The following is a 15,559-nucleotide window of genomic DNA, read 5'->3' as shown; positions in this document are numbered from 1 at the left end:
TGTCTCTCATACAAATGCCCCCGGCCTATTGATATCCGGGCCATTGAGATCGAGCCCATCATCAAGCTCTAGCTCATCATTCAAATCAGCAAGTCTGTCGGTTTCGGGAGCTTGATACTGCTTGACGTACACGGCCCCCGAAGGCCGGCGGTCAAGGGCATAAAGGTGCGTGAAGTGACGGATAAGCTCAGGGGCGCCACCGGGAAATCCGAGCATCAGCTGTGAGTTACGAGCGTTGAAGTATTTAAGCAGGGTATACGCATTGTTCACATCGAGCTCCAACGCCTCATCAATCGGCAACAGCAGATCGAAGTCAGCATCACGTCGAATGAGCTCAAATAGCGCCTGGTAAATCATCCCGACGATGATCTTGAGCTGGCCTGTACTGAGCCCATCGCCCAAGTCTGCGGTGTTGAAAGCGACCTTCTGAACACCGTTGACCATCCAGCTCAACGAAACGTCGAAGCAGTCCGCAAGCTTCGGGGAGAGCCAACCCCCTGCCTTCATGCGCCGCTGCATGGACATCAGTCGTTCATTGAGAGCGTCCGTTGGGATCTCGCCAGACTTGAGACGCCAGCGGTTGAAGTGCTCCACTAACCCCTCGATCTCGTCCCATGCACTGATGTCGTGGATCCTGGAAACCACTCGAAATTCGAAGTTGGTAAACTGAGGAAACGCTGCCAGCACCTCATTCACCTTCCTGGTGGCCTTGCGGCCGAGATCCATGATGGAGCGATGCAGTCCATTGAGCACTGACTGGTTTTCGGCGACCTGGGTACATAGAGATCTGACACGGGTGATCAGCTTGCTGCGCTGCACGTCATGACCTTCTGCCATGTACACCTGCAATTCAGGCGTGGCGTGGAACCAGACTTTCTCACCGGTGCCATCCGCTTGGCGTGAGCGCATCGCGATGTCCTGGATCGCGTCAAATTCCGCGGTATCGCGTGGGCCGGCCATAATGGCTTGCTCAATCTTTCTGAATAAGCTCCTGCCTTCTTCTCGCTGGCTCCTGGCTTCGCGCTCCAGTCGCCCTACCTCGGCCTCGATATCGGCCGGCGTGAGCTTGCGCAGGCTATCAAGATCCGAATTCACCACGGGGGTGTCCTCTAGCCGCTTTATGACCGATGCCAGTGTCGATAGCTTCGTACCGAGCACAGATTGGCGTTCAGAGATCACTGCCGAGGCGGCCTTGAAGGCATTCAGTTGCTCAGTCCTGGCTTGCTGGAACGCTTCTACTTCAACTTGGATACGGCTGGCCAGCTCTGAAGCCTGGAGGTGCGTGGCTTTGAGCGTAGGGAGCTTGGGCAGGTCATCATTAAGCCACCGCTGGTAGTTTCGGATGCCGGACAAGTGGTTATTCAGGGTGGCGAGTTTCGACTCCAATGCAATCATCGCTGCTTCAAGGTTTTTGATGGCATCACTATCCACCCCGGCCTCTGTGAGCTCAGCGAGTCGAGCAGCCGTGTAGCCATCCACCTTCTCGGCTTGCTCTCTATCAAGCGCGTCGAGGGCGTTCTTTTTCGCCCGTTCAATTTCATCCAACTGAACCGCAAGCTCTTGCTTGACTTTGTCCACGATCCCTTTGAGGTTCGCCAGATGGTGTTGCTGAGACCTTTTCAACTCTTCGCGCTGGATGACATGAGCTTCCAGGCTGCGCTCAGCTTCAGCTAAAGATTGGGCACATTGAGATCGCAGGCGACCGATGTTCTCTTTACCCTCTTCTTCCAACGTGGCGATGTGGCCTTGCAGTGCTTGGAGATTCTCCTGATGCTTGTTCTGGCGACGGAGGATCTCGACAAGTAATGACTGGTGCTGCTTGCGCTGTTCCAGCATCACGGAGGCTTTGCGGGTCAGGCGCTGCTGTTCTTCGTCGACCTCAGTAAGGTGGTGATTTGCTAGAGCCAAGCTTGACTCTATTGCTTCCCTGTCAGACTCTGCCACTGGTTGAAGCCGATTCAGATCAAGCTGAATCCCGAACAGGGTGGACGATTCGAGCGCACGTGAGGGCGACAAGTCATTGCGCAATAGGAGCCCGCGGTCGATGACCTTACCGATCGATTGCTCCCAAGCTGGGCACTCTGAGCGCAAAAATGCCAGCAACGTGTCCTCGCTTGGATTGAGTTGACACTTGAGCGTCTCGACTTCGTCACGCAGTTGCTCACGACGCCTTACGACCTGCTCCTGCTCATCGGCTACCGCTTGCTGCTCATGAGCGAATCGCCGCTGCTCGGCGCTGTGCTCGGCAACTTCGATCGTTGCGCTGTCCAATTCGGCGCGGATGAGGTCGATCGACCACTGTTCGTTCTGTATCGCATCAGCGGTTTCCGGTAGATACCGAGTGGCACTCAGGAAAGCGGCCTGGCTTTTGAGCTCTACGAGCGCTGTGGCCAGCAAGGTATGCTTCTGCTCGTGGTCTTCAAGCTCACTGCTATGCTTTTCCCGGGCAGATTCGAGTTGCTGCTCCAGGTGATCCAGTTGAGCTTGGGCCTGTGCCCGGGTATCCATTTGCCGTATTTCGGCCTCTTGGCTGCGGCGTTGTTTTCGCTCGAGCACTGAACGGGTCAGCTCTGTCTGAAGCTTGTCATACCGCTGTTGAATGCCTTGGCCTTGCTCGACGAGTATGGAATGCTCGCCTGCCGTAGCGCGCAGTCCCTCCTCCATGGCACTCATCGAAGCATAGTCCTTCATCAGCGACGGGAGGCTGCTTTGGTCATAGCTGTCCCGTTGGCGGATCAGTGATTCGACATCTCGCAGGGCCTCCCTCTCTGCACGACGCGCGGTGCCAAGCCGGTCGTGAATGGCCTCGCTTCTTTCGCTGTAAAGGTCGGACGCGGCGGATTCGCGTGCCCTGGCCTCCTGGATCTCCGCTTCGACGGTTGTCTTGGCAGCTAGAGCGTCCCGTTGTTGATCAGTTGCGATTCGTTTGAGGCGGCCTTGCTGACCTTCGTTGGTGACCAACCTGGGGTGCAGTTGGGCAAGACGATCGATCATGGGTCTGATCTGTTTTTCCATGATCAAGAAGCTTGCGCGGCTGTCGATCGCTCCAGTGAATGCGGCTAGATCCATCCCGGAAAGATCGACACTCTCAACGCCTGTCTCTTGTTGGAGTATCTCTTTCATCGCCGACTTCATGGAGTCGAAGGTACCTTTGGACTCCAGAAGCGAGAACATCAGGTTGTCGATGCCGCCGAAGTGATGCCGCAGTGGTGCGAGCGAATAGGAGCGCCGAAGTCCTGCAATCATGCGCTTGCGTTCGACTGAATTGATGCCCTCAAGATCCGCTACGCCTGTGTTGTACTGGATTATTCTGAGGTAATCACGAGGGGTGAGCTCGGGGGTGCAGTCGATTCGCATATTCATTGCACGACGCTGTAGACTGCTCGGCTCGACTAAAAGACCAATGATTTGATCTACATACAGAAGCTCTGGGTTCCACGCGCAACTGACCAGGCGGTAGGCATATCCCGAGTGTGAGCGATGAAGCACGGCGCACCGCGGCTCATTCTTATGATTCAGATATTCGAAAACGATGTAGCTGGTGAAGCTGGGTAAATAGTGGTCGGCAAAGCTGGAGGTGTTTGTCCCCGCCTTTACCATCCTTCCGGCGCTGGCGCCGTAGAACAGCGGAATCAGCTTCAGGAAGGTCGACTTACCGATGCCATTGGTACCTGTGAGGCAGGTATTGGCATCAACGAGCACTTCGGCCTTGTCGCCGGCACACAGCGAATCAATGAGAACGATGCGGAGCAAACGTGACATAGCAAACCTCTGATCAACGAGTCACATGGCGCACCCCTCAGCGAAGGGCTAGACTGAATGGCTAGAATGAGCGCATAAAGAGATCAAAATGATCTCAATGTCGGACGATAACGATCCTAAGATAAGCTTGCAACTGAGGTTTTATACAGTGGGTTTGCGAGAAGAACTTCCGCAGCTGTCACAGAAACAGCGCGATCGACTGGCTTTCATCGAGCTGCAGGCGTGGTTTTGTGGCGCGGTGTCGCGACAGGACATCGTTCAGCGCTTCGAGCTGCAAACGGCCGCAGCTACGCGTGACTTGGCGCTCTATCGGCGCTTGGCACCGGACAATCTGGTGTTTGATAGTCGCACCAAGGCATACGCCCCCGCCGAAAATTTCACGCCGATATTTGAGTTCACCTCCGAACATGTGTTGACATGGGTCAGTCGGGGCTTTGGCGATGCCGAGCCATCGAGCTGGACTCCAGGTATCCCTTGCTTGGCTCAACCCCAACTTGCGAAGCCTCGACTCGACATCCTTGCGTCCATCTGCAGGGGCATTAAGCAAGGTCATGCAGTCAGGATTGACTATGAGTCCCTGCGCGAGAGAAGCGAGCGGGAGCTGGTTCCGTATGCGCTTTTCGACAACGGACAACGGTGGCACGTGCGCGGTTATGACCGCAAAAGCGGTCAGTTCAGAGATTTCGCGATTACTCGCATCACTGGCGTGAGTAGCGCCCAGGGCCCAATCCTCCCTAACGAACTAATGGCTGAAGATGATCAGTGGAACCACCGAGTGGAGCTGGAGCTTGTCCCCCACCCGAAACTGGCAAGGCCCGAGACCGCGCTCCTCGACTTCGATATGGATGAAAGCGCTACCCTGCGAATCCGGCTTCGTTCAGCGGTAGTGGGCTACGCTTTGCGCCAGTGGTCAGTCGACTGCAGTCCTGATCACTCACTCGACCCACTGGAGTTTCGCCTGTGGCTGAAAAATCCTGGAGCTCTGTATGGCGTTCATAACCTAGAGTTGGCCCCGGGCTATCCGCGCACCGACCATCGGTGACAGGGGGAGTTGGATGCATCCGATCTGTAATCGATGTTTTGATTACTTGGTTGAGAACGGCCGGCAGCTGCGGATCCGCTTGAGTAATGCAGGTTCAAAGGCGACCGGTATCGTCGATTGTCTATCCGAGCGCTGCGCTTCAGGCTAAGTGGCCTAGCCGATCACATGGGACGTTCCCTCATCGCGCTTCAACCGGATGCGTCACCTCGGCTGAAGGTCTTTTCACACTTCACTAATCAAACGCCGACCGCCCGACTTTTAAGAACGCTATGCAGGGTTCACATGGAGTCGGCAAATTCAGACCTGCCTCTACACGCTGTTAAGGAAATTCGGTATGCCGGGAGCAAAACCTGTCTTGGGGCTTTTCAAGAATGAGGACGAACTGCGTGATCACCTAGCAGAGCGCCTGACAATTGTTGAGCCGCAGCTCGCGTTGATAACCACTAATTTTGTTGTCGAAAACCCAGCAGGCGCAAGCGGCGCCTTTGACATACTGGCTAAAGACCGCTTCGGCAATTTTGTGATCATTGAAGTCAAGCGCAGCGAGCAGGCTGCACGACAAGCCCTCCATGAGTTGAGCAAATACATCGCTTTGTTCATGGAGGATCAGAAAGTGGATAGCCACAGAATCCGCTGCTTCGTATTGTCAACACACTGGCACGAACTGGATATCCCCCTATCGTTCTTCGCTGATTACTGCCCGGTGCAGGTGAAGGGTTTTGAGATTACGCTGGAGAATCAGGCTGTTGTTTCTGAAGAACGAGTCCTGCCCAAAGTGAGCCTACAATCTCGCCTGTCACCAGACATGCGTTTCTATTATTTCGCCTCTGCGCAAAACCAACAAAGCTTCAGCGCTGACCTTCAACGGGCTTTAAGCAACGCCGAGCATGTACGAGCTGCCGTGATCGTCATGGAACCGATTGGCAAACGCGAACGCATGTCCCTATTGTGCGTCTGGAGAGTACCCGATAGGGCCATTGAAGATGTGAAAAAGCTGATATTTAATCCGGACTTCCAGGAAGAAATTTACCTGCATCCAGGTTGGGAGATTGAGACCGACCTTTGCGACTGGCTGGAAGATCAGAGCGATAAAGCCGAGTTCGTTTTCTACTCGGACACTCGGGCAACCCCTGAGAAAGTCGAGAATCAGAAAGTTCACCATCACTATGCTCAACTCGTGAAACTGGGAGACTGGCCTCGCAATGACCTCGTGAACAACCTTGATGAGATCATGCGTTGCTTAACAGCCAAAGATGTAGACGCAAGGTCGACTCGCTCCAATCGATACCGTTTTAGCAAGGCCTCCAGCAAATCCACCGGCAAAGCTTGGAGTTACGCATCAGAAGCCTTTGCATCCTTCATCGGACATACCCCTTTCTGGTTATCGATGTACCAACAGATAGCTTCGGAAATTCCGGACGACGCCACTGTTGAGTTTGAGGGCTATGACATGAGGCATTTCTACTACGCAGTGCATCAGGGAACTGAGTACCCCGGTGCAGAACTTTCAGCGTTTGGCTTGATTATAAAAAATAATGACATTCACGTCACAGTTGAAGGTGGATGGATGTGGGATGGACTTACTCGACCTCAAAATGCCCTCGCCAATATCGAGAAGACATACGGAAACCTGCCGAGCTTATGGCATATGATCGGGAGCGCCGTTGACCAGGACAGGTACGAGTCAGTGTATGAGGAGCATGGCTTCTTTCCCTATGTGTTCGTCCAGAATCTGCATGCTTCAGAGGCAGTGCTGTACGGCCCGGATAACTCTCCAACGCAATTGGATACTCCCAAGAAATTGCAGGCTTTCATTGCCGCCAACCCTGATTACTGTGCAGAGGTTTCAGAGTGCCTGAAATGTTTCCCTCGCAATTTTGCGACCGTTGAATGATCTCCATCCTGCAGCCACCCGGAGACCGTCCAACCTCATTGCTTAAAATTTTCCTTTAGGTCACGCTCAATGAATTGGTCAACCCCACGCCCCAGCTCCAAGACCTCATGATGAAGATCCTTTGCTCAGACTGTAGGAATATCGCCCGTGAGGTCACGAATCTTATGGACGTACGAGTCACCAAGGGCATAGTGCTGGATCGGGATAGAATCGAGGCTGCAGTTGAGCATTGGGGCGGCCGAAAGGCCCAGCAAGGCCCCCAATCTACCTCGACTTCAGTCCCTTATCCGTCTCTCAGACAGGGTTGCCTATGGGGAGTAGAACTCTCCGAAATCAAATGGGTTCAGCGACAGCAATTCCCTGGCAGGGCGACTGAGGCGCAACCGTATTCAGCCTGGTCTGTCACTGGACGAGAATGAGATATCCCGGCGGCTGGAAGCGCCGAGATCCTCAAGAGCCCCGTGCATGAAGAGCACTAATCCCTGTCATTTGCGCAGATCTGATCTGCTGCCGTTACACTGAACATCCTGCCCGATTTTGATGGCAAAGAAGACGATGGACAGAGCAGATCGGTATCCGGTGCACCCGCTACCGCATCAAGCCGTTGCCCAGTGTCGTCCGCGCGAAGACGTATTTTGAGCTCTCACAGGAGCCGGTAGGAATTTGCACTCAGGCTGGGCGCGCGCGATCGCTTACGTGGTCGCTCCAGTAACAATCGAACACACCGGAGCGGCCGCGATTGGTACCGCAGTCAGAATACGTTTGATCTCGACCCCCAGCGCCTCCCCTTCTGATTCAGCTCCGATTTGCCAAGCTCCAACCCCATAGTTCGCATGATAGGTCGGGCTGGCAAGCAGCGTTACGTTGTCTGCCCGAGGGATCAGCAGCAACGAAACGTCAGGCTTGATGCCCTTCCACCGGAGACTATCGTGATATATGTGCGCTGACTCCATTGCATCCAGGACGCTGGCGCGGGCGCTGCGATACTTCGCGTCGAAAACCACGAAGCGCTTCGCCGAAGGCGAGTCCAACGTCACGACGATGTCCGGATATCGCTCTCGCGATAAGCTTTGGAAACCGCGATGCGCAGGTTGATCAATCGCTGGGCATCGGACTTGGTAACACACCTCAACGGTCACATCAGCCGCCTTCCCCCGCCATACGATTTCTTTTAACCCCAACGATCGATATTCACGACTCCATACGAGTTCAGGAAACTGACGTTGCAGCTGTGAGACAACCGTCACAAAGCACCACCGCTCATAGATCTCCCATGTTGGGCTGATCCACAGAGTCTCATCAGGATCCTTCCCCAACCACCCTGAACGCAACGCGTACCAACCAAACCGATAAGCTCGTGCATATGCAGGGTGAGCAGAGATCGCATTCAATCCCGCAGCCGATAGACGTCTGGCAGTCACGATGCAGAAAGGTCTTGCGCGTTGAAGACGTTCTAGCTTGCGAGCAAGCGACTCGGTGAATGCGATTCGGCGTACGAGCCTTGGCGTTAACGCTGATCGGGTATCACTGACCACTTCAGTGGCAGCTGCGTGCTGAAGCCCCCTCACCACCTGCCGGCAACGTCTAAGTACATCAAAGAGAATAAGCCCAACGGTCTGATTCGCGGGATTGTCCTCTTCCTCGTAAGATCTGCTGACCTCAAAGCGAACAGTGTTCAAGACCGGACGCTGAGTGCTAGCAGGATGCAACAGTGCCTGCCCGGTCGGCCCTCTCAGTGCCTTGCGCACGGATGCGGAATCCAACCGCTTGACCGTGTGCGCACTCACCGACGTGCGATCGCTCTTCAAGGTTGTTAACGGCCGCTGAGATATCTGTTTGAGCGCGCGGTGTAGTCGATCCCCATAGCGTCTCAGCCTCGCATACTGCAGATGCGGGCTGGTTAGTGCTCCATCATGGCCAATTCCAAACTGAGCCTCTTCTGTCCCCAGAACGAGAGCCGGGTCGAAATCCAGAATCGCCTCAACCATGGCAGCGAATACCTGTCCTCCAAGCTTATTATCAGCTGCTGAGACGTCCAGCCGGTAACTGGCGGCAGTCCGCCCCTGACCATCCAGAAGCTCGGCCGCGACCTCTCCCGCATAAAAGCCTGGCGACCATAACCACGCACACGCCCCGTTTTGGTCGACCGCCTCGACCAAAACGTCATCAATGTAGAAGGAAAAGCCTTGAAGCGCGGTAAAACGATAAGCCTTCTTCTCCATGAAACCTGGGCTCAACTGACCTGGGTGCACTTCAAATCGAGCATCCCCGTGCTCTACCTGCAAGATGATCGACATGGTCTACCGCCAGAATCTGGTCGAACCGGAGTGAGCCAGGTCGTCAGCCATTTCTTTGACCTTGCGCAGAGACATTTCCAGACCAGCCTGTTTGAGCGTGGTATGGAGCGATGTGAAGACCTCCTGCAGTCGAGGGCTGTCTTCACCGCGCAACTTGGGGAGTATTTTCGAATAAATGGCATGGTCGAGTGCACGTGAGAACTCTATGACACCACCGGCCTGTGTTTGCTGCAGATAGCCGATCACGTCGTTGATCGTGCGCCACCCAAAATGCAGTCGAACTGGACGAAGCACATCCATGAGTGAGGACATGAGATTTCTGACGAGCGCAATCTGTTCATCATCAAGAGAGCTCTTCTGCCAGCCAGGAAATGCTTTGACCTCAATATCCCAGAATTCGATCACAGAGGCTCGATCCAGCACCTTGTCGCTCAATCCATGAGTGGTCTCGTCCATGTTCACGGTGCCGATAATCACGAGGTTGCTCGGATACGGAATGCCCGGAGGAACACCATCGATCTCGTCGACTTGACCGTGAAAAACGATCGTCTCGCCGGTCTCCATGACTGAAAGCAGAGGCGCCAAATATTGTTCCGGATGAGAGAGGTTCATTTCATCAAGAACCAGTGTGTAAGGCTTCGTCGGGTTGGCGCTTGCCTGAAGGAGGAAATCCAGAACGCCGGTACGAACATACGCGTCCGACTCCAACGGATTAACATAACCGAGCAGACTCGTGTAGTCGTGCCAGCCTGGCTGGACAGGCACAATCAGCAAGCCTTCACTTGGCTCAGGATCCTCCTGCCACAGACTCAGCGCATAGTTACGTGCAAGTTGCGTCTTTCCCGCACCGCTCAAGCCTGTGAGCACCGCGAAATGACGCCTCGGATGCCCCCACAATCCAGCATCAAGCTGTCCGATCAGCTCTTCTGGAAAGCGAAACTCTTGATCAAATCGAGCAATCAGGGCGCCTAGCTTCGGCCTCTCAATTACGATATCGAGCTTTACTGGGGGTACTTGAGCCAAGGACGGGCCGATACCTGGAATGCCCGCAAGGCCCTTAGGCTCCCAGTCAATTCGATTAACCCACTGCCTACCCCTTTCGGTGAGGCTGAGCACTTTCTCGTGAATCGTGGCCAGATCAAGGTACCTGAACCAACCAATAATTGCTGATGGGGCAAAGTCAGACGTCCATCCAGGGTTCGCCTTTCTGAGTGTAAGGATGGCATCACGGTTAGATAAAGGTGAGTCACGCAATGCCGCTAGCAAATAGTCAAACCCCAAGATACGGGTGATCATCCAGTCAATGATCTCATCTGGATCACCCGACTCCAGAAATGCCTCGCCGCGAGGCGTTAATTGCAGGTTATTTGCGTTGGCACGTAACACGCCCCACTCGGCGATCAGAGCGTTCAGCTGAGTATTGCAAGTCGACGTTTTCGATTGAGGGCTGATCGATTGCAAGTGTTGGATGAAGTCTTCACGTGTACATCCATCTGTTGCAAAGTCGATCATGCTTTGAATGGTGGCTGTGCCTCCGCCAATCGCCAGCAGACCGCGCCTCCTTCTCTCAGGAGGCAAGGGCTTGAGTACTTCGTCACCTGTCTCCAGGTCGGATATTTCGGTGGCTTCGCCTTCTGGGTTCTGAACATAGTTGACAAACAGTAGCCAAGGCAGCGTCAAACGTGAGACGCCCTCCCTGGAATAGACGTCAGCCACCTCACCCAGCACGTCATCTAACCGGTTCAATACGAGGCGGTGCAGATGACGCCTCCGACCGCTCAGTGGAAGCCCCAAGGCATGAGCCAGCTCGCGCAGTTTTCGATGATGCGCTATCGACGTGAAAGCGCCAGGACAAAGCAATGCGAAAACACGGTACATCTTGAGTCGAGGGTTTCTTTTGGTCAGCCCAGCAACCGCGGATGCAATTTGAGCCCAGGCGTCAGCGATGAGCATCTCATTCTCAGAAGAATCGTTTGTCTGCGCGTACTTTTGCTTCAGATGCCAGAGGCTCTCTGCGATTGCCGGATTATCGGCGACCGCAGAAATGTTGATGCGCCCCATGCCTGTTGCCGAAACAGCCTCGGTGTCCCAGAGCGCCAGCTGGAAGTCCTTGCTTAGGAACTCCTCATGAGACACATCCCTGACACGCACCAACCATTTCTGGAATTCGGCGATCCAGCTTTGATTACCCGCCAAGGACATTACCTGCTCCTGGAGGCTAATACACCCAGTCCTCAGCTGTTCGTCATCCTTAAGATCCAGCAAGTCCATTCTCCACCAACGATATTTATAGATGGCGAAATAATCTCATCACTGGGAGATGGAAGCCAGCTCCGGGAAAAGCGTGGCAGTGACCCGCTCTACCCCATCTGGTCCAGCTGAAAACTTCACGCGAATTACGTACATATTGGTTCAAAAATCGCTTAAATCAATCAGCGGAAAATCACGAATCTGGTGAAAATAATTGGTGGAAAATCACGATTTATTTTGTTTCTTCAGCGGAAAAACCATAAATGATTCCACTCATTTATCGAAGGGCTCGGTTTGGCTTAGGAAATACGGGGCTTTGGGGCTTTCCACTTAAATCGCGATTGGTGCACCCACAAACCCCCGTTTCCCAGAAATTCAAAAGCTTGGGTTCCATTCATAATCCTATCTCTGCGCATGGCCCTTCACTAACCTCCGGTTGACCTCACTCGACCCTGAACCCCATTCGACCACGACATCCACCATGGCAATGCTGCAGCTTTCTGCTACAGGTTAAAGGAGCCATCATTTATTCTAGCCCCCTGGTTCTGTCATGACTCGGCCGTTCATCCCATTCCCGATTTTCCCTCCCTACGTTTACTGGAGGCCAAATCAGCTTCGACCCTTTCCTACGAATCTGGCTGTAGCTGATCGGCTAGCCCAGATAGACCCGGCAGCCCATCCCTTCATCAACATCTGGTACGTCGACAGGTATGTGAATTGGATTGCTCACAATTGGGGCGCAGAAAATCCTCACCGCCAGTATCACAGCTGCATTATGGGTCTGGAGAAAATGCTCAATTGGAGCTTTGCTCATGGCCTGTCACTCGTTGACTGGCGCCGCAAAGACTTTGAGAACTACGCAGAGTTTGTGCTCAACCCGCCAAAAGATTGGACTGTGTACGGCAAACAGGCTCGCTTCGTGCAGGAACCCGGCGTCGCATTTGAGGGTTGGTCTATAAACCCAATCTGGCGCCCGTTCCTTGATTCCAGATCAATTGGTGATGATGGCGAAATCGAGAAAAATGTCTGGAAGCGAGAGATTCGCTGCGCGACGCAGTTTCTGGATTTTTACCTCAAGGATACTTCAGCCTCACGTGAAAACGTTGCCGCGCAGCCCCTTGCTGATCTTGCTTTCAAGCAACCCAAGGCAATCGGTTTTTTGACCGATGCTGAGCTGGAATGGGTCTTGAAGTCGCTCCCAAATTTCTTGGGCGTGCATGAATTCCGAATAATTGAGATGTACCTGATCATGGCTAGGTACTCGGGCCGACGGCTCTGGAGCGTCATGGGAACCGCCAGGTCGCCCAGCCATCTCGATCAGTTCAATCGTAGGTCGGACGGACGTTGGGTTGAGCTTCGCTCAGCCAAGGATGGCTGGCTGCCGCTGTCACCCCATTTCGATGAAGTCTTTGGTCGTTACCTGCGTTACCTGAATATTGATCCGCTCCACCCTCTCCCATCGATTCCAATTTTCCCCAAAGACGATCGGAGTTCTTACTATCCCAAAGCGCTGGGACGCATCCTTGTTTCCATCAGAGACGCTTTGGCAGACAGCGCAGCTGGGTCTGATGATCCAGAGATCTCCAGTGCCTCGGAGAAGATTCGCGGTTTGGCGGTTATGTTGGTTAGTCGCAAGCCTGTTCCTGAGTGAGAACTGCTATTCGCATTCTAAAGGATGCGTTGAGCGTGCCTCTGCGGGGACGGCTGTCGTTAACCATGTTTCGGCCATCAGGCCTCGTCATGGCCCTTCGGGCGTCCACCCTCACGCCTGCGCGCTCCTCTTGCAGTGGCCGTCAAGGGATGCCTTTGCTTGGATGGGTGCACAACCACCGGCCGGTGCCTTGGCTGATTGAAGAGCGCTGCCGAGGCTGCGAGCACGGTAATTCAGGCAGTCGCACCTTGACCCACTGACCTGACTCATCAGAAACCGTGGATAAAACGCCGGTTTGCTTCATGCCGGCGAGTGGTCATACAGGAGTGACCTGGTGAAGCAAAATCAATCCGCTGTGCCAAGACCTGGAGAAGGTGTAAACCTTTTTTTTGCACTGTAAGCCACAGTGGTTAACGGTGTTAAAAAGTGGTTTACACACTGCTTTTTAATCGCTACCGACGATTCACACTCTGAGTATGCTGTGACCCCTGCCCGCTTTATGGCCATCGCACCAACTCCAGTTCCTTGAGCCGGATGGCCATCGCCGAATCCGAGATACCGAATTGCTCGGCCAGTGACACCAGGTGCTGGTTGTTGAATCGGGTGCATCGCGCCAGCGCCAGTTCACGTTCTCCTGACTCTTTTGGGGCGTAGAGGAGCCGATCCGGATTGTTGGGGTCGAGGTGATAGGCAATCACGTCGCTGAAGCGCAGCTGCCCCTTGCAGCAGAACATAAATTCGAACCGTTCCCTCACCAACTTTTGGGGCATGAGGAAGCAGGCCGCGAAGCGATCGGCTTGTCGCTCTGCGGGTGCACGTGGCGTTCGCAACAGGCTGCCATCAAACGCGCGGTCACGATGCATGACGGTGTCCTCATGCAGCACAAGATGGCCGACTTCATGGGCCCCCGTGAAGAGCTGAACTTTGTCACCAAACTCGGTCGCGACAGCGATCTTATTGGATTGACGATCAATCAGGCCCGCAATGCGAGTACCGGTTTTATGCCGGTTGAACTGGGTGTCCCCCAGGGTGGGATATTCATGATAGTCGTAGCCGCAGACCATGGCGGCGATCCGGGGGCTGCGCATCATCATCGGGGGAATTTCTTGATCTGGCCAGAGGTACCGGCGATCACGGTAAATCTGCATGAGCAGGTCAGTCGCTGCTTTCTCGATTGAAGCTTCATTCATGGCGGAACACCACATATAGACTGTCAAATACAATCTAGCTCAATATGTAGTGGTTTCAATATATGGCTAACCCACCATATGGTTTTCCAGATGAACGGTTGAGGAGTTTGGCACAAGAAAAAAAGTGATTTTATTTCGCCATCTTTAGGTTCGCCCTGCTCCAGATTGTATGTGAGGATTCGGCTACGGCGGTGGCCGATGAGGGCGTGCCAGCTCGCTATCCACACATCAGAGCCCTTGATGTCGCCCGCTGTAGCGTTGGGGGCCATCGAAACGGTTACCGGAGGTTTGACAAGAAGCATGGCATTGGATGTTGCGTTCAGCATTGAGGCTGGAGACTTTGTCGATCCCGATCGAGCCTATGACCTGTTTTGGGCAGGTGTAATCACCGATAAACGAGCCTTCGTTTGCCCTGGAGCGAACTGTGCGGCCCAGGTGACCTGTGCGAATTTGGACAAGGACGTGCAGAGCATGCGGGTCGTGCCGCACTTCAAGGTTTATGGAGAGCATAGTGAGGCATGCGGGATCATCAACGGGAAGGCGATCGACCTTGAGGTTGAGCCGAGCGGCCCCGACGGGCAGGAGCGCAAAACCGTCGACGAGTCCATTGTTGACGTGTTCAAGCTAGATCGACCCGACTCGTACTATGACGAACCGACTCAGGATCCCAGCGCTGATGTGCATGTGGCGAAACAACGCGCTAGAAACACAAGGCCTTACACGACCAAGCTGGGTGAATCCGGGATTGTAGGCCCCATTTACTCCGTGCGCTCTGTAGTAAGCCGGTATATCCGGTATCGATCCGACAACACCTTGGAGTTTCGCCGTCTCAATATTGCCGGCCAGGACGTGGCCTACGACAGCATTTTTAAGTGCATCTGGGAACAGGATCTGAATGACCTCCCCGACCACCCGGTCATCTACTATGGGTGGGCCTACATCGATCGCACTAGGAAAAACGACGCATACCGGATCAAGTTCAAGAAATGCTTGATGCGCGGAACCGAAAGCCTGACGACCTCAAGCTTCGTTTCGGACACGCTCGTCGAGCGCTACAAACTCAAAAACCTCATGGCTACCAGGCTTTCAAAGATCTCCCAGCAGCCCAAACCCACTGCGTTTGTGTTTTTGTACGGACAACCCACAGTACGAACGTCACAGGGGGCGAGCTACGCCAATTTCGAGCTGAAGAACTTGGACATGGTTGACGTTAACTACGACTGCCCGTTGCCTTCCAAGTTCGACAAGTAGCTAGTGAAGCCTGAGCCACCCGCAGCATATGCCGATGGTGGTTCGGGCCTGCCATGGATGCTAAGCGAGCCCTAACGCGCTCAGACTATCCCGGGAGATACAGTCCTAGGGCGTCCAGGCTGAGGGGCCTATCGTATTGGTTTGTATCCACGCTACAGCTCCAGCATCGCCCGCCTGCTGGCACAAGAACAGCCCCATGCTTCACGTCTGCACTCCCCTCGC

Annotated in this window: 8 protein-coding genes; 4 read left to right on the top strand and 4 right to left on the bottom strand. The window is 54.2% G+C overall.

The genetic code is table 11. The features are described 5' to 3' along the window. Positions 1-6: 6 nt before the first annotated feature. A complete protein-coding gene (locus FIV39_RS10490) occupies positions 7-3,762 on the bottom strand; it encodes an ATP-binding protein (protein ID WP_090404125.1) in 3,756 nt (1,251 codons plus the stop codon). An 88-nt stretch (positions 3,763-3,850) separates the two neighbouring features. Between FIV39_RS10490 and FIV39_RS10485 the strand changes: the two genes are divergently transcribed. Both FIV39_RS10485 and FIV39_RS10480 read left to right on the top strand, forming a co-directional pair. After that, complete coding sequence (locus FIV39_RS10485) at positions 3,851-4,804, top strand: WYL domain-containing protein (RefSeq protein ID WP_226926230.1); 954 nt, start codon at positions 3,851-3,853, stop codon at positions 4,802-4,804. A gap of 334 nt (positions 4,805-5,138) precedes the next feature. Continuing rightward, entirely contained in the window at positions 5,139-6,698 is a 1,560-nt protein-coding gene (locus tag FIV39_RS10480) for an endonuclease NucS domain-containing protein (RefSeq protein WP_090404127.1), read from the top strand. Between the two features lie 692 nt (positions 6,699-7,390). Here FIV39_RS10480 and FIV39_RS10475 read toward each other — a convergent pair. Both FIV39_RS10475 and FIV39_RS10470 read right to left on the bottom strand, forming a co-directional pair. Then, positions 7,391-8,995 carry a DUF2357 domain-containing protein gene (locus FIV39_RS10475; RefSeq protein ID WP_090404129.1) on the bottom strand — a complete coding sequence of 535 codons (1,605 nt, stop codon included), beginning with the start codon at positions 8,993-8,995 and terminating at the stop codon, positions 7,391-7,393. Positions 8,996-8,998: 3 nt separating this feature from the next. Further along, on the bottom strand, positions 8,999-11,197 hold the full coding sequence (locus FIV39_RS10470) for an McrB family protein (protein WP_186731511.1): 2,199 nt from the start codon (positions 11,195-11,197) through the stop codon (positions 8,999-9,001). Between the two features lie 598 nt (positions 11,198-11,795). Here FIV39_RS10470 and FIV39_RS10465 point away from each other — a divergent pair. After that, positions 11,796-12,896: an integrase gene (locus FIV39_RS10465; protein ID WP_090404131.1), complete on the top strand. Its 1,101-nt coding sequence runs from the start codon at positions 11,796-11,798 to the stop codon at positions 12,894-12,896. Between the two features lie 497 nt (positions 12,897-13,393). Here FIV39_RS10465 and FIV39_RS10460 read toward each other — a convergent pair whose 3' ends face one another. Further along, entirely contained in the window at positions 13,394-14,086 is a 693-nt protein-coding gene (locus tag FIV39_RS10460) for an ImmA/IrrE family metallo-endopeptidase (protein WP_090404133.1), read from the bottom strand. A 240-nt stretch (positions 14,087-14,326) separates the two neighbouring features. Here FIV39_RS10460 and FIV39_RS10455 point away from each other — a divergent pair, with 240 nt between their 5' ends. Further along, a complete protein-coding gene (locus tag FIV39_RS10455; protein WP_244176318.1) occupies positions 14,327-15,337 on the top strand; it encodes a hypothetical protein in 1,011 nt (336 codons plus the stop codon). Positions 15,338-15,559: the final 222 nt, after the last annotated feature.

The organism is Pseudomonas grimontii (assembly GCF_007858185.1).
Taxonomy (GTDB): domain Bacteria; phylum Pseudomonadota; class Gammaproteobacteria; order Pseudomonadales; family Pseudomonadaceae; genus Aquipseudomonas; species Aquipseudomonas grimontii.
Note: the sequence above shows the minus strand (reverse complement) of the source record. Positions and strands in the feature narration are given on the sequence as shown.